The organism is Aquimarina macrocephali JAMB N27, from assembly GCF_000520995.1.
GTDB lineage: Bacteria > Bacteroidota > Bacteroidia > Flavobacteriales > Flavobacteriaceae > Aquimarina > Aquimarina macrocephali.
The window spans coordinates 22,561-46,280 of record NZ_JACA01000001.1; the positions used below are offsets into that span (position 1 = coordinate 22,561).

Genomic DNA, 23,720 nt, shown 5'->3' on the forward strand with positions numbered 1-23,720 from the left:
TTATGTACTAGAAAATATATCACAAATACCCTATAGAACTACTTACAAAGAAACTCCAATTAAAAGGCCTGCTCCTATACCAGCAACACCAATTAGTATTTTTTCGAAAACAGTTTTTCTTCTTTGTCTTTTGATAGTTTTATCTACAAGTTCCAGGCTACTAGTAGCTTTCTCTAAACTGTTTACTGTATAATCCAATGCTTTTTGGGTATTTTGTAAAGTTGCCTGAGTTTTCTGGTAAACCATTCGATCTAAACTGTCATTTTTAGCAAAATTGATTTTTAGACTACGTTCTAAGTCTATATTTCTTCGAAGTGTTTGTGAATACTTTTCTACCAATTCTTTGGTCATCTTATCCTGTTCTATAGTGCTTTGATAAACATTTTTGATGGCCAAAAAAGATTTTTTGTTAACTAAAAAAATATCAGGTGTCCTAAACACATATAAGCTGTCTTTCTTTACAATAAAAGGTTCTCCAGCACGATTCGCATAAGATTCAGGAATTTCAATTACTTTCAAAGAATCAATTTCTTGACAGAAGGCATTCGAAACTATTACTATAAAGAGAATGGATATGAATTTTTTCATGATTTTTTAGTTTAATAGACGATATCAGTATTTATTCTTCCATACCAAAAAGATCATCTAATACTGCTCGATCTTTTGCCAATCGATCATTAGTGAGTTTTATAGAATCTTTGATACGCTGTAATTCATCCCAGTCTTTGGCATTTTTTCTTTTAAATGAAAGTATCAATGAGTCTCGTTTATGAATGATCAGATCTTTCTGGCTTTTCATTTGTTCAAATTCTTTTCTAGAATTTTCTAATTGAGATTTGGTCGTGATAATCACTTCTTGTGATACTTTGAGTTCTTTTTGTGCCTTATCTAATTCTGATGATACAATTTTCCAATTATCACTGGAATTAAAGATCAAATACCCAATGACTAATAAAAAAAATAGGGCAACTATCTGAAGTATTAAACTAATATTAATGTTTTTCATCTTTTATTTTATTTTTTCTGACTGCATAATATTAGGTTGAAAGGTTTTTTTCTAATGTTATCTTATGTTTCGATTTTATGAATTAGTTTAAATAAAATATAGTCGAAACGATCTAATACCATTTCTCTTATGAAGTTACCGTACATATTTAATGAACGAGAAAAACACAGGTTTCAATAGTTTATATTTCCAACCTTGATGTTGCATTTGATTTTGAGCTACTTAGAAACCTAAAAGTCGTCTTAGTATCATATTATTTTTTTTTCAATTTTGATTTTATATTTTTCTTTATATAAGATGATCAGGTTACAAAAAGAAATGATGAATCCTGCAGAGAGCAAGTAACAGAGAAACAACAATAGTATTAATTGTACTCTATTACTTGTAATACTGTCTTTTGCCCAAGCTTTTTCGGGATCCCCCAACAAGATCAACATACGTTCTTTTCGTTCTGGTAAAAACCCATGAGATGCCTTAAAAACATCAAAAGGATTATCATCTATCAATTCGTTACCTATTACAATATCGTGTTCTATATAGGGTAAGGTTTTAGCCTCGCGAAAAAAATGATATGTGGCATATACCCCTACAAACATGAACAAAAACCGAGTAGATAAACGCATCCACGTTCTAATCATTTTATGTTTTAGCGAATACAAAATCAGGAAGCCCGCCAATGCAGTTGAGATAAACACTCCAAATTTCATAAGAAATTCGGTATTATCATCTGTTGCATACCAGGATGGAAGTGGTATGATAAAAGCACCTGCTACAGAAGCAATCCAAGTACTAAGTAATGTAAATTCTTTCCAAACGTCTTTTAATTTGCTTACTAACATTATATTATTATTTGGGGATTTTTAACACTAGTTGTTTTTCTTCTTCTGTACCATTACTTATAATAAGATGTAATTCTGGTTCTCCAATACGATCGTCCTTCTCTAACCAGAATAAATAGTAACCAGGCACAAAATCCTGAGAGGCATTCTGAGTTGGTTTATTAAACCGAAATCGCTTGATATCCAAATCTTTCTCATAGGACAACTTTCCGAAAACAAAAAACCCTTCATCTTCATTAGAGTTTACTAATACTTTGATCTTTGTATTAGCATCACTTTTAGAGCTACTATTGATCGATTGTAACTTGGCGTCATAATCACCATATATCGCATCTATAATGAACCCCTTATTCGATATTGTATTAAAATCTTTGTCTAAACGCTGCAATACCTTTTGTGCTTCCTGTAATGTTGTCATATACGTTACAGTAAGCGCATATTTTTCGTTGCACTTTTCTAGTACAGGAGCCAATTCCTGATACTTCTTCTCCAACTTTTGATATGCTTTAATAAGCGTCTGATCGCTTGTAGTTGGTATTTTTGCTGACAGGTTATTAATTGCTTGTTGGGTGTTTGATAATACGCCAGCAAGGTCCTTGTTTTTTGCCCCATAACTGGCACAACTACATATCAAAATCAACATACAAAGTGTTAAGCTATATTGATAGAAATTTTTCATTGTTCAGTGATTTTATTGTTGGTTTATAGATTTTAGCAATCTCTTATGGTTACAAAGATATGTCTACAAATAGGTCCCCTGTTATCACAAATGCGACAAAAAAGAGTAATTTCCCGGCTAAATTTTTGTTGCTTTATATCAGCCCTTCGATTATTTTTTTCCAATCAAAAGCCGGACCTATATCCCATTTACCGGACGACCTGTAATTGACATGAGAGGTGATTCCTTTAAAATTGACTAATTCATTCTCATCCACCACAACATATCGCTTATCTTCTGATAAGAATGCTGTAGGGATATTATATTCTGCGGTTAAATACCGAAGCAGAAGAATCAAGCTATTATATTGTTTTGCAGTATGTGTAGCAAAATAATGTTCTCCTCGGAAAGGCGTATCTAGCTTTGTATACAATTGTGTTTCATTAATATGGCAATACACATCATTATTGTTATATACGGTTACTAATTGCTCTCCTATTCGTTTTAAAAATCCAATATTAGACATCTCGATCGCTATAGTTCTCTTACCTCCTTTAGTATTACCACCTATTGCTTTTGACCCTAAGTGATATGCCCAATAGGCAGAAGACCACATATTAAGAATCGTACCATTTCTGGCAATGATAAAAGGTACAGAAACACGATAATTAGGCTTGGACAAAGCCGCCACATCTCCTTTTAAATAACCCGCAGTATAATGTAATACAATCTGTTTTTTGGTATGCTTTTCCTGAACATAAAATGATGTGTCTCCATTTTTAGGCCGACATTGCATATACTCCATCATTTCCATACTCCCTTGAATTGGTACTGAACTTGGAGTTAATAAAAATTCTTTCCCCGCTGAATCCCTACCAGTATCAAAAAAGCTTTTCTCATGTTTAGTTATACTTGTTGCCTTCATACCTTTGTCAATTTATGATTACTATGATTCCAAAGGTACTGACAGCAGTACCTATAGACTATCTCAAAACCGCCAAATAAAGGGAATTTTACGACAAACTTATAATCTTGACCTGTCAGGTTTTTAAAAACCTGGCAGGTCTCATTATGCATCCCGATCTGTAAATTTTTTAATAACGTCTTGTATATCCTTATTAATTCTTCCTTTTACCAACCAGGCAACTGCAAATGCATACACAGCTACCCACTCTAACCAAAAGGTATAGGCAGGAAATATCTCATCCATATTTATCCCTAGGAGTTTCTCTATTATAAAAATTAGGAGAAGGGCAGCTACAGAAGCCCAAATGATGATACCGCTCCTCCTAAATAATTTGTTTCTGGAGGCTGATGCTTCGTTATTTAAAACAAATTTGTAAAAACTCATATACCCCAACAAAAAAAAGAATATAGCTGCACTTAGCAAATGAATTGTTCCTAGTAGATTGTTAGATTGATGACCAAATAAATAAGGAGTATCCGTGAAAAACAAAGTTGCTAATGGGTTTTCTGACTTGGTAGGAACTAGTACTGTAATTAAAATACATATTCCTGCAGTCGTAGTAATCAAACGATCACTCATAAACTCTCCTTCTTTTTTAGGATATCCTCTATAATTTATAAGTATTAAGCCAAAAGCCGAAAGGATTAAAATAAAAAACACACCTCCTGCTGTATAATAATAGTGACTCATACTAGACAGTAATTCCTGATGTGCTACTAACAGTAATACAGGTAACGCTAATCCCAGGATTCCTATTGTTTTTCTAAGCGAATACATTGATTTTTTATCTTCCATAATTATCTTATTTATAATACTTCAAATGTAAACAGAGAAAGTTCCTATGGCTATTACAAAGCCGTCAAATCAAGGGAATTTTGCGACATCTTTTACGACAGCATCTATTCATGACATCCTAGTAAAATCTGAAGCCATAAAGAAATAAAAACATGGGTTATGATACTACTAGTTACCCCCCTTAATTAACTGCTTGGAAGTGATAATGAACCACTTCGAAAGATTAAAACAATACTTCGAAGCAGTTGTTTAAGGCTTGCTTATCCATATCATATCGCTTACACCCATTAAAGCAATCCCAATAAACATCAAATCAATCCATAGAAGTACTTGTTTGAGGGGTGACAACCCACAATGTAACCCTTCGAGACTGAAATTATTGAGATTGGCTTTGCAAAGTTTACAACTTCGCAGTAAAAATCATGTTAGCCCATATCAACAAAAACCACTTAGTAGCTTGGTAACTTCAGTTTTATTAAAAGTATAGTAGTTATAAACTACGATCATATATATCGTACGAGTCATGATTAGAACAGCTCCGAAGTTGCAAACTTCGGAGAGCCGGTTGCTGCTTAAATTTTCAACATTACCTTTGATCTAATCATAGAAATCGTTGGTTTAATTCTCAATTGTTTCAAATATAGTATCTACAAAATTAGCACATTCCCTGTCAGTTATACCATTATTTTGACCATACTGCCCTATGCGTCCTACAATTCCATCTAGTGTATTTACCGTAGTTACATTTAAACCTAGCTCGGTTAGGGTTTGGCGTAATGTCTGCCTATCTTGTAAATTCAAAATAGTGTCTGGTCTGTTATTCCTATCTTTTCCTAAAAGAATATTGCATGAAATTTTAATGAAATCGTCATAATCATGATAATGATCTAATGGTTGATTATTGGCTGCATAATCAAATGATTCACCAAAATCTGCTAATTTTGCCTTGCCTTGATGAAACAGCGTGTTTTTTTGTGACAAGTCATTATACTGAATACCATTAGCGTGTAATCTTAGTAGACCTTGCCAAGTATCTTTGATTAAATGTATCCTAGACCTCATATTTGTTGGTAAATCAATGAGTGAACCTTGGGCGCGTTCTAGAACCAAGATAGAATCATCATTAACATTATCCAAGAAATAACCTATTGGCTTAATTATATTACTAAAAGTATTTCTTTGCCCAGCTGCATATAATCTCCTGAATATTTCTATTTCCTCAGATATATCATCACCAGTTTTAACAACCACATTCTGATTATTCAATATCGCTGTATATATTTGTCCAGCAGCACCACCTCCAATATTTTGTGTGTCATCATAAGTAATATTGGTTCCCGTATTGTTACGAAAGAGTGTGATTCCAACTGTTATCTGTACCTTTTGAACTACATGTCCATTCATAGCACGATTACTAGATTGGTGTTTCTCAGTAGTATTATACATATCTCTTTTAATGAATTTCTTATGTTTTAGTGCCTTTGCCCCCATTACATCCGCTTCTTTCTCTAATCCGGCAGCATCATTAATATTCACTTTGCTTTTTAACTGTCTGGTAGGTTTTACCCTTCCTTCTTTTTGCTGCACCACGTGCCAAGCTTCGTGAGGTAAATGTTTTTCTTGTCCTGGTGCTAAATGAATATTTGTGCCTTGTGCATAGGCATGGGCCTGTAATTGAGCGGGTTTGCTGGAGTTGTAATGTACTTTTACATCATCCATACTATAACCGGATAGGTTTTCGATACCAGATTTAAGGGTATCTGGCAATCCGGTATTGTTTTTTCGTTGGATAGGTGCTTTTGTATTTTCAGAACTATCTATTCCTGATTTTAGTTTACGCTGATCGATAGTAGAGGTACGGTTATCCATGAGTTGAACCGTACCTCCATTACTAGATTCACTAGCAACTCTAGGAGTACTCAAGTTTTGTAATTCTTGTGTTTTATCTGTTTGTGTTTTCATAGTACACTATCTACTTTTTTAATGAGACATTTTTATAGATACGAGCTGTAACCTTTAATCCGTATGTCTATTTTATGTGATTTTACTGTTAGGCATTTTCAATAAAATCATCCAAATTATTTTCAATTGATTCTATATGTTCGTGATTTGAGCCAGATTCTAAATCATACGCACTCATTTCATTTTCTACGACTTCTCTTGCCTTTGCAACAAAATCTTCTTTAGACATCCCTCTTAATTTTGGAAACCCTTCATCCATAATCCATTTAACCAAGCTGTCCCTTCTATTTCCTGTAAAGGAAGTTCCTCCTCCTAATTCTTCACCAACGCCAATTCCTCTTGCTAACTTATTGTAAAAGCCTGAAATATTTCTGTTCCTGTCTTCCCTTGGTACTCTTTCTCTTACTCCTTCAAAAATTTCATTTTGAAATCTTTTATCATAGTACAATACCACTTTATCGTATTTCATGTGTTTTTTAAGTCTTTTCGTACCTAAAAATTTACCTGATATTATGTAATCTCTCCAATCGTTTGTTTCATTATCCCAGCCATCTGCTATAAACTTAATCAGTTCTGCTGCTTTTTCCATTGAATTAATATTTACTATTATTCTTTCATCCGTTTTTTCTCCTCTATAGCGTCTTCTATGAATGTGAAAATAACCCCCTTCATCATAAGCCTTTTCGTTTATTGATTCTTTTTCTGTATTACTCAACACTTTTCTATTAATAACCTTGTTGTACATTTGAAGATAAGCCTCTGCCTCTTCATCATTCTCATTATCTAGTGCTTTATGATAATGCCTTGCTATCACATCTTTTAAACCTTGAGGTGTAAGCCGTGTATCTTTTACTAATTCTCTATCGTTATCCTTAATACGATAATACGAATCTTCTTCAGCACCTAGCAGTTTATATACTTTATTCTTTATTACGCTCCATTCTGGTTGATCCTCATTTATCCAATTATATATATCTCTTAGCTTGAAATTATCTTCTGTGGTGTCGAAGGCTAACTGATATGTAGAAGATATTTTAGTTACTACTTTATCTTCCAATTTAGAAGGTGATTCGTTTATGCCTGATTTATTAAGAGAGCGCCTACCCATTACATCCGCTTCTTTTTCAAGACCAACATCGTCATTAATGTTCACTTTCCCTTTAAATTGCATAGTAGGTTGTACACGACCTTGTTTTTGTTGTACTACATGCCATGCTTCATGTGGTAAATATTTTTCTTGACCAGATGCTAGATGGATGTCTGTACCTTGTGCATACGCGTGCGCTTGTAATTGTGCGGGTTTATTAGAATTGTAATGTACTTTAACGTCATCCATACTATAACCAGAAAGGTTTTCAATCCCTGATTTTAGGTTGTCGGGGAGGCCGGTATTGTTTTTCCGCTGGATAGGTGCTTTTGTATTTTCAGAACTATCTATCCCTGATCTTAGTTTACGCTGATCGATAGTGGATGTACGGTTATCCATAAGTTGAGCCGTACCTCCGTCACTAGATTCACTAGTAACCGTTGGGGTAATCGAGTTTTTAGACTCTTGGGTTTTATCTGTTTGTGTTTTCATACTACTTTGTTTTATAAGCTTGACATATGTGTTTTCTAAAACCTATTATTACATTTAGGTCTCGATACATTTCTAAATCCTTTCCTATCATCATGGTTTTAGAAACACTCGACCTGACGGACATGTTTTTATTTTACGATTCGTCACATCGAGTGCCTCGACGATAGGAGTCGTGTATCGAGATGCATTTAATGCTATCAACTTTAAATTGTTCTCGCTACCAACATCCCTCCATATCTCCTCGCCGCGGCGAGGAGACTTTCTAGCTCCTTACTTATATAAGTTCCCTTCCTTAGAAGGAAGGGTTGGGGATGGATATTTCGATCAATTCATCAAAATTTATACTCAGCATGTCATGCTTAGCCCTTCGACAACACTTCGGCACCTGTCCGCCTATGGAGGAAGCTCAGTGTGATACCTCAGGTTGACATTCGTTTTTATCAACTCAAAATCACTCCTTCTTTTTGTAATTCCTGCCGGATTGCGGTTTCTAGGCTTTGTTGGGTAATTGTTTTTTCTTTGTTCGTTACGGCTTGCAGCGTGCATTTACGTACTACATTCATCATCAATCCACCAGAGATTTCATAGTTTTCGGCGATATGCCATAGATCTGCTTTAGTATCCAGCGGTAGTTTCTCTGCAAAGGATTGCTTCCATAATTGATAGCGTTCTTCTACTCCTGGCATGGTAAATTCGATCATGGATTGGAATCTTCTGGTAAAAGCATCGTCTATATTATCTTTTAAGTTACTTGCCAGAATTACCACTCCTGGGAAATCTTCGATCCGTTGTAATAAATACCCAATTTCCTGGTTTCCGTATCGGTCATTGGCACTACTTACCTGAGTACGTTGTCCAAATAAGGAATCTGCTTCATCAAAAAACAAAATCCAATCGTGCTGCTGCGCCTGATCAAATACTTTAGCCAGATTTTTTTCAGTCTCACCGATGTATTTGGAAACCGTCATACTCAGATCAATCTTATAGACTTGCTTATCTGTGCTTTTGCCAAGTAAAGCCGCTGCCATACTTTTACCAGTTCCCGGTGGTCCAAAAAAGAGACTTTTATAGCCAGGTTTTAGTCGTTTGCCCAGTTCTAAATCTTCTAATACGGTTTGTCCATAGGTTATCCAATCCCTGATTTCCTGCAAGCTATGTGCCGTGGACCTAGAGACGATGAGATCCTGCCATGATAGCTTGGCATAAATTCGTTGTGCAGGAAAATCAGGGCTATATACTGCTTGATAGGGTTTACCTGTTACTAGATACTCCACATATTCATTAGCGATCATCCAGATACTACTTAATAGTGGGCTATTCCCTTTGGTTCTGGATAGACTAATGATACCTCTTCGTATCGGGACAAAGTCCTGGGTAATTAGTGTATGATATTGCAACCGTTTCTGTAACTCATCTCCTGCTACTAAAAACATTGCAGTTTCTGCTGTGGGTACTAATCCCAAATGGCCTTCTAACAACAATCCGCCAAACTCACTATAGCGACGGTCATAGTCTTTGTTTTTAGTGAGTAGAATATCCAACACTTCTGGCTTGATATGAGGAACTAATGCCAAAATTAGCAGCAATCGTTCTGTAAAGTCGAGTTTGTGTTTTTGTATAAATACTGCATAGGCACCTTCTTTTCCTGATATTTCCGGAGGTACTATTTCTTCTATAGATTGATATATGGTGTCTTGTTCAAAATATAACTCTAGACGTACTTGTAGTATTTGAGTAAGCCAAGCAAGTTCGGTTGCTAATACTGCTGCGTTTTCTTCCAAACCATTCTCTTTTATCATTATTGAGTTTTGGTTGTTTAGTATGATATCAGTTTGCATATATTTTTATTTTGATATTCATTAGTATCTATCTTCACTTCTTCTTATCTACTCTACTCGCGTCTTATTGGGTACCTCATACCTAAGTTTATATCCAATCTACCATCAATGCACGTTCCATCCACGGCAATCTTACCGCTTGTATACTCCAGGGTAGTTTTTGTAAAGTGATATCATAAGTTTCTTTTTGCACTTGTAACAACCAATGGTTATCACGGGTACGAAAAGAGGCTTGCCTGCATATATAAGAGATTCTAAACCCTGCAATTGATAAATTTTTCCAATGAGGTCCTTGTTTTAGTACTGCGTTTAGCAAATCGTTGGCGATTTCTTTTTCTTCCTCCGTAAGAAAAATAGGAGGTATGGGTGCTGTTAATGATACTCCACATAGTATTTTGGGCAAGGCTAACTGTCCCTCAAAAAACTCTGATTCTTCCGGATTACAGAGGTATTGTAGCGCACATACTGCTTTATGTCTGGCTATTTGATCTCTAAAGGTTTTATCTTCTAACAATCCTAGATTATCAAAAAATCGTTGCAAAAAAGGCCAAAATAATACCAGTCCAGCATTATCAATTGTAATAAAGTCTGTATCCTCAAACTGAGATTGTAATTTATTAATACTCAAACGTTCAACTACAGGTGTAGCTTGTTTCGCTATTTTTTCTATCGTAGTGCCAAGTGTTCCTATCGGTGTCAATAAGTTAGAAATGATCGTATCTTGTTGTTTTTCATCTTGTAAGAGCCCAGTTTTTATAGCATTTTGTAAATCTTCTAATAATACCACCATTTGCGTAAACAGATGAACCGGTATCGCAGCTACGGTATTCATATGGATTACTGTATCTAATTGCTTAAAAAACTCTTGCCATAACCTATGGTCTGGTTGCATACGCTGATATCGCTGTATGAAGGATCTAATTTCCTTAATTTCTTGATGCTGTGGTGGCCTCTGCTTACTATGAGCTGTCAACCCTAACGCTTGTAGGGTTTTCTGTACATAATATTTTTGGATAGGTATTTCTTGATCTGACTGAGATGAAAATACAGTTCGTAAGAACGTATGTTTCCACGATGAGGATATGGCTGTTATATTGCTTTTACGAACTGTATTGGCAATACTACTTTTGATTTTTAAAAGCTCATTTTCGGACATTCTTGTAATCAACTGTACAGATTGTAGCACTTGTTCCTCAGAAAAGGTCTGCAGGTACCGATCTAAGTGTACCTTATTGTGATGTAATTGTGATAACAGTGTCTTAAATTCACTTGTTGGGTTTTGCATAAGCGCTTCCCATTGTTGCTGTAAATACGATTTATGCTGAGAAGGTGACCACCACGGTAATCGTCCTGTCACTATATAATGCGCCAATACTCTAAGCGGTGTCCTTTCTGTGACATCCTCATTTTCATCAACACTTGTTACTTTGGTCTTTGTTACTTGTGTAGTTCCTTGTATTGAATTTAAAACCTTTGCTAATTCTTTATCAAAAGCCTGTGGTATAGAGGCCAATGAAACTTGCCCCAAATCAATAGTCAATCTATCAATCTGATAATGGGTATTATCTGCTCCAAAATATCCATCTAGTATCCGATCCAGCATAGGCCTCAATTGATTGGCATGCAATTGGCTGATCTTTTGTTGTGTCTCAAACGTAGTTGCCTTATCAGATACTTCTACTTCGAAGATTTGCTTATTAATGATATGTGGATGCTGATTCATAGGTGTCATTACTTAGCATTCGTTGATTGCAATCATAAAATTCTGATAAGCTTTTGTAAATGTTCCCATTTCCTGAGCGTCTAACCAATGTACGTAGGTAGTAAGATGTACCGGAGTTTCTTCGCGAACCGTATTCTCTACAAAGTTTTGAAATACAGGGTCTTGATATCTTCCTATTCCCTCGGGAAACGCAAAGCTCAATTGCAGCGAGTATCGATCTTTTGTTGCATCTACTTGCATAAAACGTCCTGTGGTATATGCCTGATTAAAAGGAATTTCAATTTCAAAACCGGTTTCTGTGATATTGGTCACTTCATGTCTCTCATCATACTCCTCAGCTCCAACGATCGTTATGGTATCACCAATTTGTAAACTATGTATCGTATTACAAAAGGTATGACCAGTATTTGGTGATGCCTCAAATAAAGTAATCGGTTCTGAAAAAAGATGATGCTTTAGATCTGGTTGTATGCGTTGGCAATTAGCAGTATCATTACTTCCTCCTTCTTGAAAAAGAGTATTAATCTCAAAACCGGTTTCAGTTATCGACTGTATCGTATAGATTCCATCATACGCACTATTTTGTGTGATGCGTATTTGCTCTCCTTCCAGAAAACTGTGTTCAGGAATTACACATTCAGTATGTGGTTTGTTATCAGCAGCTTTAAAAGCAGTGATCTCAACGGATTTATAATATGTTTCCAGTGTATGCTGATCTGTAGTCTTAGGACGTAAGAGCAGATGTTCTACCATAAAAAACGCTTCTTGCTCTTCTAAGCCCAATTTTAGCGCAATCCGTTTTTCTAATCCTGAATAATTGCTATCCTTTGTAGGTGGCTTACTATAATCAAAGCCTTTACCTCTGTTAGCGCTAATTAACGGGTAGGATTGTAAGAATTGCATTTTGTCTTGTATCAATCTTTGCTCTTGATCAAAGACATCCATACCTTCTTTTGGTTCTCCTAAAACATTGGTGCTAAATGTCTCACTAAAGCGAGCTAGTAGATGGTTTAAAAATTTATTCTTCTGCTGAAGACTTTCCAAAGTAGTTGCTGATGCGTTAGTCAAATAGGTTTCATAATCCTCTTTACTCACCAAGACGTCTTCTAATCCTGTTACTGCACCTAATAAACTTTGATTAAAATAAGTACGAGAATCTTGATCCGTAAAACTGACTAGCTTTTGAAAATTAGCTACCTGAGAAAATGTATCTGCCAATAACTGATCAAAAAAGGTGAGATAGGCTTTAAGCTGTTTATCCTGTGCTTTTCTTTGATCGGTTACCGAATCAGGCAACCCTAAGGTACCGATACCATAATTGTCAGGAAACTGGTTTTGTACACTGTAATAGTTTGCTATATTCCTGTCGCTGCTCACACAAAAAGATATGTCTTTTTGTGCAGAACGAAGGTTTTTTTGAGTTGCTGATGCTAATACTTTTTGTTGATAATGTTTCAGGACTTGTGCTGTATTAATAGTCGCTGTAAGCCCCTGTACACTGAACTGTAAGCTTTGTAAAGTAGCATTGATATCCAGCGTTGGTGTTTTGTTAGTATCCAGGTAATACACCCAATTTTTACCATCATTTGCTCCAGACTGGATCAACAAATTCTGAACAGTAACTACATGCCCAACATCCATAATTTCCTTGATCAAATCGGAAGCATGTATTTCTTGCTTTCGATCTAGTTTCTCCAACTCGTTATTATCAATAAAACCGTGATCTAATATCGGACCTTCAAAAATCTCATCGATACGTTGGCCTTTATCTAATAGTTCCTGCAAGGCATAAAACTGAATAGAAGGAGAAAGATGCTCTTGTATCTTATATAATAGATCAGCAATCAGTAAATGAATATTATCCGCTTGATGCGAAATTTCTATCGTACCTGCCAATCGAATTTTCTGTTTATCGAGTAATTGAATATCTTCAAAATCCTCACATAAACTGCGACATGCTAGAAGGCGTTTTCTAATTGCTTGCAACATATTGCCTTCTGCTTCTACCAAACCGTCTTTTTCGACAGTCACCGTATACAGCCCTTTTAGCGTTGGATGTGCATTACTATCACTAACTACATTCTCTGGCGTGATCTTTTCTATCCACGCATTTTTAACACCTTTGATATCGATCACTACTTTTCTTAGATCTAACCAAATTACTACGCTGCTGGTTAGTATCGTTGCCGGGCTATACAACTCTTGACGCGCTGCAAGGTTATCCCCCAGTAAATCCTGTATATCATAATCTAAGCGATATGCCAGATCCGTAATCGCATAACACAACTGTTCCAGAATCGTAATTCCCGGATCGTGGGTATTATGATCAGTCCAACTATTGCCTGCCAGTTCTTGGATTGTTTTGATTCCTTCTTCTCTTAAGAAATCATAACTTAAGGCTGAATCATTAGGTACTTCTTTCGGTATAGTAATCGGCGTTGACATCATTACTTTTGTGTTTTTTAAATAAAACTTCTTTTTTAAACCAGGTGTTACTTGGGTTACAATTTCATGATATATGCCAATACAAAATATGGCGGTCGATTTTCGTGAGGTTGATTACCTCCTGTTAGATTAGTTTCAAACGAATGTGTATGCTCCCCTGCAAATCCAGTAACTCTATTGAAAGCCTTGTAATAATCATTTGAACTTCCGGTTCCACCTCCATCTCCTCTTTTTGCAGCACCTACGAAACTGTGCCGATGATTACCACCTTTATTTGTTGCTCCGGAGTGTTTATGAGCAGGCAATTGTTCGGCAGTTAAGGATACCTGTTCCTGTCCACCTGTATTTCCAATTTTATCATAATCGTTATTATTTTCACTAAAGCCTACAATAAATCTTCCGGTCAAGTCTGGTGTTTCATTTGTTCCATCACATATCACCCATCCAGCAGGAATTTCTTTTCCGGACCACATAGAAATCAAACCTTTGGGAAGTCTAGTATCCACATAAGTTTTTACTGCTCGTTGTGATGCAATTGTACGATCACTGGCTTCTCCGCTATCCTGTAAATTAGGATTAGTTGATAAATTATTCATAGATACATTACCGGTGATCTTCATATCATCCGCAACGATTTCTAACGTCCTAGTAGTGGACTCTTTATCAGATGATTTTCCATAAATCTTTAGTGTCCCGTCTTCTGAAGCGATCTTGGCGGACTTGGTATTGGTAGTATCTCTTTTGTCTTCAAAAGAAATCTCATTGCCTTGTATAACAATACATTCATCAGATTTTCCATTACGTACAAAGACCAAACCATCTCCTTCTTCTTGAGCAACTTCAAAAATTTTAGAGCGTTGTTGTGTGGCATCAATTACGGATAATAATGAGGCATCATTATCTCCTTCTATAGTGAGTTTAGAATAAGGTTCAATGGTACCCACACCTACATGTCCTTTATTAGATTGGATAAACAATCGACTTTTTCCTGCAGCATCTTTGATATTTAACCCTGGAATCCCAGTATCAGGTTCTTCCGGATTTACTCTAGGATGCATATTTACTGACCAATTAGGCGTATCCTGATCAAAATCAGCATACAACTGTAATAGTTCCTGAGTGCTGGCAGCATTACCTTCAGCCATAATTGCTAGTGGATTACCCGGTATTTTGGCTATACCGTCTTCCATCTGATTGATAATAGCATCTATCAATTCTGCAAATTGCTTTTCGGTAGGTTTATCTCCTTCGTTAAAAAACTCTTTTAGTTCGGTTCTGTTTCGTTTATTAATATCCATATCTTTCTTTTTGTGAAATGCCTCTTCTGAGCATTCAGTTTTTTATTAAAAAATCTTTTGCTACCACTAAATCTGTTTCTACAATCATGTAGTTGATTCCTTTTTCTGCATCCTCATCATAGGTGTTTTCATCGGCGATATCTATAAAATGATTGGCAGCCGATACGATTATCATATCCGGTTGATCGGGGATTACAGCATTTTTTTTGTGAGGTAAGGAAGTTACATCTGTAAAACCTTTGCCATCTATACTCTGAAAAAGTTTGAGATTTGCTACAAAATCAATGTAAGGTCTTTCTGCAATGAAGTTGACCAATACTCCGGAGTCTAACATTCCTCCCAAACGGATATCTTGCGCATCATCAAAAGCCCAAGGCGACAAAAATCTTTTGATCTCTTCGATCAATTTGTTCCTGTAAAAAATAGCATCTAACCCTTGATTAAATTTTACTGTACAACGCGTTGCCACCTGTAAATAGGTTGGATTGTTTACCGATATTTCTGCTACAACCGGAGCACGTTGCTCCAGAAATTCATGGATTCTTGACAATACATCCGCAGCTACTTTAGGATTGAAAGGCTGAAATGGTAAGTTTTTTCTGATATCAGGTACCACTGTTACCACTACTTTTCCTAATTGGTTAATTTGAGGTAAGCATTTTACTTTATACACCTCCGGAAAAGCATCAAGCACCAAATGTTCATAATCCCACATGGTTAATGCTCTATTTTTGTGACGTAATCGTTGGCTAATCCGCTGATTAAAATGTAAATCTTCTTCTGCCGGTTTTCCCTGACTAGAAGTAAATGGCTGAGATACTGATTTTATTTCCGGAATAAATTGTTGGGTCTCGGTTATACTTTCTTCCTTTAAAGGGGTATTAAAATGTGTAGTAGCTACCACATCATTAGAAAGTATCGCCTGTACTACTTGAGTTTTAATCGCTATGGTATCTGCTATACCTTCTATATGTTGTGCAACACTTACTCTAAACCAGTGTAGGTGATCTGGCAACAAAGAATTACCAGTAGTAGCATCTTCTGGCATACGAATACTTACGACGCCACTATTTAGCAATCCATTGGTAGTATCTGATATGATATCGGATGTATCTAAAACCCTCCATTCATTGTTCTTAAGATAACTCCAGTCTACGACTGGTTTGCCGACATCTGGATCCGCACTCCCTTCTGCCAATTGAAAAAGTATATTGATGATTTGTGGAGGAATACACTCAGAAACTCCTAGGTAAAGTGATCCGTTATCTTCATATTTTGGAAATAAAGTGATTCTTTCGCTTCCTCTTTGAGTTTTATATCCAAACGGATGTACATGAAATATTTTCTGGTTTTCTCCCCTTGTCTGATCTTCCAGCAATACATTAGCTTCTGCCGTATAACTTAGTTTTAAACTTTTTAATTTAGGTTGATACGGAAGCGGAATTATTAATTTTCTTATATCTGGATTTTCAGAGAATGTCTGTCTGGCAAATAAACTATTGTATAGTTCATGCTGAAAATCAATAGCATTGAGTTCCAACTTAAAATAACGCCGCCAATCTGTAACTTCATTCTGATCTGTATCGATACCATCAATAGGGCTGTACCGATACGATGGTCGGTTTTTTTGCAAAAGACTAGGAACGTTATTGATCTCCATTAGCTGTTCTTCTGCAAATAACGGTACCTGATCGGCAACAGGAATTTCAGTAAAATTATGATACACAAACAGGCTTGTAGTGAAATCATTGTTACTTTTTATCTTTTGATCCTTAGCTTCTGGTATAAGGGTATCCTGCTCAACTTTCCAGTAGTTTTCATAATGCTGCGTAAAATCATCAGGCTGATTGACCCATTCCGGATGTAACTGTAAATCAGTAATTACTTTTTTAGCAATTTCTTCATTTGTAAAATACAACCCAGCTCCTCTGGAAGGTTGTAATCCAAAAGGCTCAAAAGGTTTTTTAGGATTGATGGTACTCTGGTCATTCTGAATACTAATATTCTGCAACCCAGTTACAGCTACACACAATCCCATCTTTGTGATCTGCAAATCCATAAGACAGTCAAATACTTCTAAATCACTTTGCTTATTTAGTTCATCAACGATATCTGGATCAACAGTCATCACTAATGAGGGCATATCCGCTTGTATGAAAGTAGTGGTAGTATTGGATGTATTGAAAACCTCAACAGCCTCTTCCTCTGGAGTAAGCTTTATTTCTGTTTTGATCGACTTCACAAAAACCTGTTCCTGATGATATAGGGTAATCGTTTCTTGTAATTCGTTTACCTTACCTATGCGGCGTAATGGAACCGACTTATCTACAATATCGGATAGCAGTCTATAACTAGTACCATCGGTATCCACAACTATTTTATCCTTCTCTAATACTTCAAATATTTCGGCAGTATCTTCTGTGATTGTTAATGTGTCATTAGCGATGGTCACATTTGATAACGATATACCCGATGTTGATTTTAGGAAATCTCCTAATTCTATGGACACTTCTCTAGGAATAAACCATTGCTCTTTACTGCTCAAGTATATACGAATAATTCCTTTATTGATTAACTTTTCTAATTTGATAAATCTTTCGTCATCAATATCCAACTGTTGAAAGAGCGTGATTGTTCTTTGGCCTTCTTTGAGCAATAGTACAGGATCGCTTACTGCAAAACCGAGCGTTGCTGCTTGTAAATGATTTGTAGCTTCTGTAGGAACATTACCAAAGGTTTTAAATCGTTTGCATTCTTCGGTGTCATTATACCGGCTAAAAGCTAGTTTCTCTGTATCATTGGCTGCATATATATTTAAGGTTTTTTCTTGTGTAGGTGTCTGAATAGAAATTCGTCGTACCTGTCTTTCTGCAACTTCTAGAAGACTATATACCTCTTCCCACGCTTCATTTGCCTCAGTAGTACTGCTCGTATCAAGGATGAAAGCAAAATCGGGTACTTTTAATTTTAAGGTTTCTTCGATAAACTCAGAGGCAACTTGTTGCGTAGCTGTATTAGAGCTTTTGAGATCTTCAAAAATACGCTCGAAAGAAGCTTCTCTTCCTCTATATGTAGGTAGCTGATCTCCTGGGTTAGGATCCCCATAAATTTGCTTTAATAAAGATGTAAACCCTTGTTCTTCTCTTATTTTAGTTAATAGATCCTTACGTATAGATCTGGTCTTACGGCCATATGCATCTTCTAACAGCTCATAGATTGGTAACCAATTTGTAAATTCTCCATTTTTTTCCTGAGCTTGTTTTTGAAAAATCAATTGGAATTCTTCGATACTTAAAAGTAAGGCTTCTATAATATAACGTTGTACTGCTTCATTACCATTTATCTGTGGAAGCATATCTGTAAGTTCCTGAAATCCATTGGGCATATCAGGTAACGAATCCCCAGGATTGGGGGTTCCTAATGCCATTTGCATCATTACGGAAACCCCCTTGTCTGGGGTATCTAAATGGTGGCGATGGATTCCTGCAATTGTAAAGGTTTGTTTGTCTACAAACACGTTTTTTAATTGAGCAATCTTCGCTTGATTGATGATTGTATTTTCTGTGGTAGTATAGTATAACTCATTACCTTCTTCATCTTCTCCTGCCAAGAAAACCGTTCCTTTTTTTAATGCCAACTGGGTTTCTTCTTCTACAAGCTCGATCAACACATTGATCATATCAGGTATCGCTTTTTTTGGAGATAATCCTAGTCGCTTCCGATAATAAAAATCAAGGTGTTTTTGAGTAAGTCCATTAATCTGCTCTTTTATATGTTGAAGTAACTTTAAAAAAGTTAAGAAAAGCACTGTATGAGGGCTTGCCAGTTTTTGTTTAGTATCTTGATTCTTCAAAAAACGATCGGGATTCTCTACATATGCTGCCAATTGACTTGCCCATTGCTTCCTTAGAGACTCCTTACCGGTTTCGGAAGCCTTATAAAAGCTATCAGGGTCTTCTATTAAAAAAGATTCCCAAGTTCCTCTAGCCTGATTTTTATTATCAACAAATACCAATTCTTTCGCCAGACGCTGTGCTTCCTGAATCAATTGCTCCATGCTTCGATTTTCTACCCGAACATAGGAAGGCGCTAATCGTTCTATGGTATCATTTTGTTTACTAGCACCATCACGAAATAATAGCTGGTGTGTTTTTATTTTATTTCTCATGTCTCTTTTACATCTTATTACAACTAGGTTGCTTTTAATTTATCTATTGCAGGTTCTAATTTTCCTGTTCCCATATAAAAAGGCAATGGGTCAGATATCGGTGCACTTCCGGGTGAAATAAATTTTGCCGGAGACTGTACTTCAAACTTTGCTATAAAAACACTCCCTTTTAGTACGATGGGTTTATTGCCACTTTTGGTTTTTTTTGTCAATTGATCTGGTCCCAAAGAAGCTATTTTTAAATTACCCATTCCCGGTATCGGAAAAGAGGGGCTTGTATAGGTACAGCCCGATACAACAACCTTACTTTCATCACCTTTGACCGCTACTTTTTTACTTTGTACTGTGGTTTTTCCTGAAGCTTTGATGGTTCCTGATTTGACTACTACAGTAGCAGGACCGTAGGTAGGGTCGAACAACACTTCATCTCCGTCCAAAATAATTGTATCTAATGCCATATCATTCTGTGTTGCGATTAATTAAAAGCTTCATTAACATAAAACGGATATACGAGATTAAACCTATTATTGGTCATCCTAACGGTATAGGTAACTTTGATGTGGATCAGTCCTTTTTCAGGATCCGTATTATCTAATGTAACTGCATCTACTTTAATTCTTGGTTCGTGATTAAGAATAGCATCTGTAACTGCATTTTTAATATCTGTTATAAACCCCTGATTTATACTTTCAAATACGTAATTTTTAAGTTCACTCCCATAATCAGATTGCATCACTCGCTCTTGTAAAGAAGTGGTTAATAGAATATAAAGACTTTGTTCTATATCCTTTTCTCCAGAGACCATTACTACCTGATTACCGCCTTTCTGAAATTGAGGCGGAAAGGACCAGCCACTTCCTAAAAATTTATTGTCTTCAATCATCTTGTATTATTCTCTATGTTGTTTGTTAAATTACATCTACAGTATTTCCTTTAATTTCTATGGCTCCAACTGCTTCAATTTTTAAATTACCCTTGGATTGTATTTTACAATCATTCGCACTCAAAATGTTTATTCCTTTTTTACTTAATTCTATCTGATTACCTTGACTATCGGCCAGCTCAATGCGTTGTTGTTTCTCATCTATGGTGATTTTATTTTTTTCGGAAGTAGCAATTGTTATGCACTCTTTCTCTTCGTCAAAAAACAGTTGGTATTTTGATTTAGTAAAAATGCCTTTAGATTTTGGGTGCGTATCAAAGGAAATAGGAGGTTTATTTTTTGGACTATACACTGATCCCATTATAATAGCATGTCTGGGATCATCGTTTAAAAACCCAACGATCACCTCATCTTCGGATTGTGGTAGAAAAAAAGTGCCTCGATCTACACCGGCATCCAAGGTGGTAAGACGTGCCCATACCGTATTTTGTTTCTCTCCAAAAGCGGGTATCATCACTTTAATACGGTTCAAGTTATCAGGATCTTTGGCAGGAGGCTGTATAATCCCAACCTGTAATCCGTTAACGCCTGGTAATAATCCTGCAGCTGGTGTATCTATTACTTTGTTTGCATCGATAAACCAACAAGCATCCATGCCTATTTGAATATACGTACACCACCCCATAGTAGTGACCTCATGTCTAACCCCAGATACAATATTGTTACCTGATAAGGTTTTACTGAACTCCTTAATTTCTAAAGTGTCTCCTACTTTAATTTTGCCAGTTCCTGGAATTTTGATCCAACCTTTTATATAGGAAAGACTGGTTTTTAATTGTTGCGCATTAGACCAAGTCTCGAGCTCATTAGAAATTGTTGGGATGCCATGTGCCAATATCATTTCTTTGGTACCTAAGGCTTTGCTTATACTGTCTATATCTTGTCCTTTTGAACTAAGGTTAAAATTTTTACTTTTTGTGGACTTGGTACTTTTTTGTGTACTAAGGTCCCAACCTACTGCTACTATGTTCTTATATTGATGATTACCATTAATTTGTAAATCAAAGTCATATATCTCGTGAGACCCTACTTCTAAAGAATGTTTTGTATCTTTTAGTTCCGGCTGAAAAATAGAAATTTCGCCGAGTACAACACTTACTAACTGTGCATTCGCTTCTGCACGTGATAGCATAAAATCCCAGTCTGTCGCATAGTGCTGAATCATTTGCTGGTGACTAACTGTTGTGTCTTCTACTTTTTTACTAGAAAAACCATATGGTTCTAGAATACTCGTTATAATCTCGTGATCTTTTTTCTGATGATATACAGTACTCTTGCGATGACTATTCATTTGTATAAAAACATCGCTTAATTCTATTGTCAGGGTTGGTTCTTTGCGATTAAGTTCTAGTAGTTTATTGGTTACAATACCTCTAAAAACTTTTACTTCTTCATTGGGTTTATCTTCATACTTTAATGCGATGTCTATTTTTTTCCCAATGGCAAAAGAAGTATCATCTAAAATTTTAAATTCTTTCTTAGCGATATCTCCATCAATAAATTTCAGCTCTGCTGTAGGAATTTTATTAAACTCATGAGCCACGTCAATAGAAAGAAGCTCGAATTGACCATTCATTTCCTTCCCTTCACTTTTTATAATTGCTGTTACTACTGACATATGATTATTTTTCTATTGGTGGAAAATAAATTTGCTGCCCAGGTTTAAGATTTCTAAAATCATTTAGATTATTAGCTTTGGCTACCCAAGGATAATATCGGGCAGATCCATAAATTGCTTTACACATTAATGGTAATTGATCGTGTGTCCCTACAATTCGATAGTGTGTAAGATCAGGTGAGTTTTTACCATCCTTTTTGAGTCTTTCAACTGTTTCTAAATCTCCAAAAAATTCAGTATCTAACTCAGCTCTTAATGGGATTCCACTGCCATTAAATTGCGTATAATTGATATTTACAGAACTTAATCTACATTTAAAATACAAATCTCCCCAACGTACTATTAGATACGGTGGTTGATGAATATCTCCGTTCATTTCTGTAGTCAGCTTTAGAAATTTCTGAACCTTCTTAGAGACATCATCATTTCTGAAAAGATTTAGTATCCCGAAGTGTGTATCTACATTATTTCCGTCTAAAATAAGCTTAAAACTAATTCGCTCCGGCTTAGAAAATCCATACTTAGCATTAGTTCCGGTTGTATTAATCCCTTGTTTTACTCCATATGTGTTTTGATAAGAAACCGAATAGGATTCTGGATTAAACATAGCTTCAAAAGAACCTAAACTTTCTGTTATTTTCCGATCTCCACTAGAAAAGCTTTGTATTGTTAGCTTTTCCAGCATAGTAAAAGAATCAAAAGCCATAATTATCTACGATTTTTCTTTTTTAATATTTTTAATACTTGTGTTACACACTCCCGTACTACACTATCGTTATCGATAGCGTCTTTTGATAATGTGTTGGTATCTTCATTTAATACCGCTCTAATTACGAGTTCTTTAATTTCTACTGGCATCGTTATAATATTACGGTTTGAAATCTAGTATATGCTAGTTCCATCGTATCAATGAGAACCGTATTGGATTGGGCATCAAGATCTGAAATCGACCATTTTACAGGATATGCTTTCATAAACAACAATGCTTTTATAGGCACAGGAACCCCTTGAAAATCATTAAATACTGTAATCAACACATTGGAAGGCACAAATTTAAAAGTGGAAAATGCTATATTAAATTCCGTAGTTAGTGGTGATGGTATAAGGCTAGTACTATAGCCACGCTCTAACACCAAATTATTGTAATTAACCTTATTGGGCAACCGATGTGAAAAAAGGTTTTGTCCTCCTTCATTCACGGTATCCGTTTGGATATCTGCGCTAAGTCCGCTAACTTTTTGAAATCTAAAATCTATGGGGTTTGGTATTACTCCTCCCGTAAAGAAAAAAACGCCAAATCTATGGGACAACGCTGGGTTGGGATCTGCAATATTCTTAAAAGTCTCTAGTGCGTCCATGTGTTTCTATTATTCGTGATGAATTAGTTTTATATTGTGAGCAATTAAATCCAGGCTTTCGATGGCAACATCATTAGTGCTGGCACTAAAAGAAGGTGCATTTAGCTTTATGGGCAATGTGCGGTATACTTCCCAACTTACGATGGGATCCCCATTTTCATCACATAATGCTATGCTAATATTCTTCTTGTTTTCAGCACGTAACCAGTCGTATAAAAATTTTCTGTTTTTAACAATCCCTCTTTTTAGACTTACACTAATAGGCTTACGTTGGGCACGGATCAGGTAATCCCCCATAATCCAGCTGAAACCGTGCCTGTATAATACGTGCTCATAATCCATTTCTAAACCCGAAATTTCTGAGAAGGACATTCCTTCATCAATACCATCAATACTTACTTGATAGTTATAAACTGGTAAAGGATAGTCTTGAGTGATTGTCTTTTTATCTACTGCCATGATGATGTTACTGTTATCTTTATAGTGTCAAACTTTATCAAAAGCCTGAGATTGAATCGCTAAA

20 protein-coding genes are annotated in these 23,720 nt (G+C 35.9%); all 20 read right to left on the reverse strand.

From position 1 onward, the window contains the following. Positions 1-42: 42 nt before the first annotated feature. Positions 43-588 (reverse strand): hypothetical protein, encoded by a 546-nt coding sequence (locus Z054_RS0100120; RefSeq protein ID WP_024768071.1) that lies wholly within the window; start codon positions 586-588, stop codon positions 43-45. Between the two features lie 31 nt (positions 589-619). Next, the gene (locus Z054_RS0100125; RefSeq protein ID WP_024768072.1) at positions 620-1,006 is read right to left on the reverse strand and encodes a hypothetical protein; all 387 of its coding nucleotides are present in this window, start codon (positions 1,004-1,006) and stop codon (positions 620-622) included. Between the two features lie 248 nt (positions 1,007-1,254). Then, positions 1,255-1,845 carry a hypothetical protein gene (locus tag Z054_RS0100130; protein WP_024768073.1) on the reverse strand — a complete coding sequence of 197 codons (591 nt, stop codon included), beginning with the start codon at positions 1,843-1,845 and terminating at the stop codon, positions 1,255-1,257. Between the two features lie 7 nt (positions 1,846-1,852). Next, positions 1,853-2,524, reverse strand: a complete 672-nt coding sequence (locus tag Z054_RS0100135) for a hypothetical protein (protein ID WP_152538416.1) — start codon at positions 2,522-2,524, stop codon at positions 1,853-1,855. A 133-nt stretch (positions 2,525-2,657) separates the two neighbouring features. Beyond that, positions 2,658-3,428, reverse strand: coding sequence for an N-acetylmuramoyl-L-alanine amidase (locus Z054_RS0100140; protein ID WP_024768075.1), 771 nt, complete (start codon positions 3,426-3,428; stop codon positions 2,658-2,660). 144 nt (positions 3,429-3,572) lie between these two features. Continuing rightward, positions 3,573-4,265, reverse strand: coding sequence for a hypothetical protein (locus Z054_RS0100145; RefSeq protein ID WP_024768076.1), 693 nt, complete (start codon positions 4,263-4,265; stop codon positions 3,573-3,575). 618 nt (positions 4,266-4,883) lie between these two features. After that, the gene (locus Z054_RS30780; RefSeq protein WP_084050007.1) at positions 4,884-6,227 is read right to left on the reverse strand and encodes a protein kinase domain-containing protein; all 1,344 of its coding nucleotides are present in this window, start codon (positions 6,225-6,227) and stop codon (positions 4,884-4,886) included. A gap of 88 nt (positions 6,228-6,315) precedes the next feature. Then, positions 6,316-7,806, reverse strand: coding sequence for an eCIS core domain-containing protein (locus Z054_RS30785; RefSeq protein WP_024768078.1), 1,491 nt, complete (start codon positions 7,804-7,806; stop codon positions 6,316-6,318). Positions 7,807-8,246: 440 nt separating this feature from the next. Continuing rightward, positions 8,247-9,644 (reverse strand): ATP-binding protein, encoded by a 1,398-nt coding sequence (locus tag Z054_RS0100160; protein WP_084050009.1) that lies wholly within the window; start codon positions 9,642-9,644, stop codon positions 8,247-8,249. Positions 9,645-9,732: 88 nt separating this feature from the next. Continuing rightward, entirely contained in the window at positions 9,733-11,367 is a 1,635-nt protein-coding gene (locus Z054_RS0100165; protein ID WP_152538417.1) for a contractile injection system tape measure protein, read from the reverse strand. Positions 11,368-11,379: 12 nt separating this feature from the next. Then, positions 11,380-13,815, reverse strand: coding sequence for a hypothetical protein (locus Z054_RS0100170; protein ID WP_152538418.1), 2,436 nt, complete (start codon positions 13,813-13,815; stop codon positions 11,380-11,382). 53 nt (positions 13,816-13,868) lie between these two features. Beyond that, positions 13,869-15,110 carry a phage baseplate protein gene (locus Z054_RS0100175; RefSeq protein WP_024768082.1) on the reverse strand — a complete coding sequence of 414 codons (1,242 nt, stop codon included), beginning with the start codon at positions 15,108-15,110 and terminating at the stop codon, positions 13,869-13,871. 34 nt (positions 15,111-15,144) lie between these two features. Next, positions 15,145-19,278, reverse strand: coding sequence for a baseplate J/gp47 family protein (locus tag Z054_RS0100180; RefSeq protein ID WP_024768083.1), 4,134 nt, complete (start codon positions 19,276-19,278; stop codon positions 15,145-15,147). A 23-nt stretch (positions 19,279-19,301) separates the two neighbouring features. Continuing rightward, positions 19,302-19,736: a hypothetical protein gene (locus Z054_RS0100185; protein ID WP_024768084.1), complete on the reverse strand. Its 435-nt coding sequence runs from the start codon at positions 19,734-19,736 to the stop codon at positions 19,302-19,304. Between the two features lie 17 nt (positions 19,737-19,753). Further along, positions 19,754-20,161: a GPW/gp25 family protein gene (locus Z054_RS0100190; protein WP_024768085.1), complete on the reverse strand. Its 408-nt coding sequence runs from the start codon at positions 20,159-20,161 to the stop codon at positions 19,754-19,756. Between the two features lie 25 nt (positions 20,162-20,186). Continuing rightward, positions 20,187-21,839 (reverse strand): type VI secretion system tip protein VgrG, encoded by a 1,653-nt coding sequence (vgrG, locus tag Z054_RS0100195; RefSeq protein ID WP_024768086.1) that lies wholly within the window; start codon positions 21,837-21,839, stop codon positions 20,187-20,189. 4 nt (positions 21,840-21,843) lie between these two features. Continuing rightward, complete coding sequence (locus Z054_RS29770; RefSeq protein ID WP_024768087.1) at positions 21,844-22,545, reverse strand: CIS tube protein; 702 nt, start codon at positions 22,543-22,545, stop codon at positions 21,844-21,846. 2 nt (positions 22,546-22,547) lie between these two features. Continuing rightward, positions 22,548-22,697 carry a DUF5908 family protein gene (locus Z054_RS31470; protein ID WP_161635218.1) on the reverse strand — a complete coding sequence of 50 codons (150 nt, stop codon included), beginning with the start codon at positions 22,695-22,697 and terminating at the stop codon, positions 22,548-22,550. Positions 22,698-22,699: 2 nt separating this feature from the next. Further along, positions 22,700-23,197 carry a phage tail protein gene (locus Z054_RS0100210; RefSeq protein WP_024768088.1) on the reverse strand — a complete coding sequence of 166 codons (498 nt, stop codon included), beginning with the start codon at positions 23,195-23,197 and terminating at the stop codon, positions 22,700-22,702. 9 nt (positions 23,198-23,206) lie between these two features. Then, positions 23,207-23,656, reverse strand: a complete 450-nt coding sequence (locus Z054_RS0100215) for a phage tail protein (protein WP_024768089.1) — start codon at positions 23,654-23,656, stop codon at positions 23,207-23,209. Between the last annotated feature and the right edge of the window lie 64 nt (positions 23,657-23,720).

Excerpts from the sequence above, each read along its gene's own strand:
- Z054_RS0100120 (WP_024768071.1), bottom strand. The coding sequence starts at position 588 with ATGAAAAAATTCATATCCATTCTCTTTATAGTAATAGTTTCGAATGCC.
- Z054_RS0100125 (WP_024768072.1), bottom strand. The coding sequence starts at position 1,006 with ATGAAAAACATTAATATTAGTTTAATACTTCAGATAGTTGCCCTATTT.
- Z054_RS0100130 (WP_024768073.1), bottom strand. The coding sequence starts at position 1,845 with ATGTTAGTAAGCAAATTAAAAGACGTTTGGAAAGAATTTACATTACTT.
- Z054_RS0100135 (WP_152538416.1), bottom strand. The coding sequence starts at position 2,524 with ATGAAAAATTTCTATCAATATAGCTTAACACTTTGTATGTTGATTTTG.
- Z054_RS0100140 (WP_024768075.1), bottom strand. The coding sequence starts at position 3,428 with ATGAAGGCAACAAGTATAACTAAACATGAGAAAAGCTTTTTTGATACT.
- Z054_RS0100145 (WP_024768076.1), bottom strand. The coding sequence starts at position 4,265 with ATGGAAGATAAAAAATCAATGTATTCGCTTAGAAAAACAATAGGAATC.
- Z054_RS30780 (WP_084050007.1), bottom strand. The coding sequence starts at position 6,227 with ATGAAAACACAAACAGATAAAACACAAGAATTACAAAACTTGAGTACT.
- Z054_RS30785 (WP_024768078.1), bottom strand. The coding sequence starts at position 7,806 with ATGAAAACACAAACAGATAAAACCCAAGAGTCTAAAAACTCGATTACC.
- Z054_RS0100160 (WP_084050009.1), bottom strand. The coding sequence starts at position 9,644 with ATGCAAACTGATATCATACTAAACAACCAAAACTCAATAATGATAAAA.
- Z054_RS0100165 (WP_152538417.1), bottom strand. The coding sequence starts at position 11,367 with ATGAATCAGCATCCACATATCATTAATAAGCAAATCTTCGAAGTAGAA.
- Z054_RS0100170 (WP_152538418.1), bottom strand. The coding sequence starts at position 13,815 with ATGATGTCAACGCCGATTACTATACCGAAAGAAGTACCTAATGATTCA.
- Z054_RS0100175 (WP_024768082.1), bottom strand. The coding sequence starts at position 15,110 with ATGGATATTAATAAACGAAACAGAACCGAACTAAAAGAGTTTTTTAAC.
- Z054_RS0100180 (WP_024768083.1), bottom strand. The coding sequence starts at position 19,278 with ATGAGAAATAAAATAAAAACACACCAGCTATTATTTCGTGATGGTGCT.
- Z054_RS0100185 (WP_024768084.1), bottom strand. The coding sequence starts at position 19,736 with ATGGCATTAGATACAATTATTTTGGACGGAGATGAAGTGTTGTTCGAC.
- Z054_RS0100190 (WP_024768085.1), bottom strand. The coding sequence starts at position 20,161 with ATGATTGAAGACAATAAATTTTTAGGAAGTGGCTGGTCCTTTCCGCCT.
- vgrG (WP_024768086.1), bottom strand. The coding sequence starts at position 21,839 with ATGTCAGTAGTAACAGCAATTATAAAAAGTGAAGGGAAGGAAATGAAT.
- Z054_RS29770 (WP_024768087.1), bottom strand. The coding sequence starts at position 22,545 with ATGGCTTTTGATTCTTTTACTATGCTGGAAAAGCTAACAATACAAAGC.
- Z054_RS31470 (WP_161635218.1), bottom strand. The coding sequence starts at position 22,697 with ATGCCAGTAGAAATTAAAGAACTCGTAATTAGAGCGGTATTAAATGAA.
- Z054_RS0100210 (WP_024768088.1), bottom strand. The coding sequence starts at position 23,197 with ATGGACGCACTAGAGACTTTTAAGAATATTGCAGATCCCAACCCAGCG.
- Z054_RS0100215 (WP_024768089.1), bottom strand. The coding sequence starts at position 23,656 with ATGGCAGTAGATAAAAAGACAATCACTCAAGACTATCCTTTACCAGTT.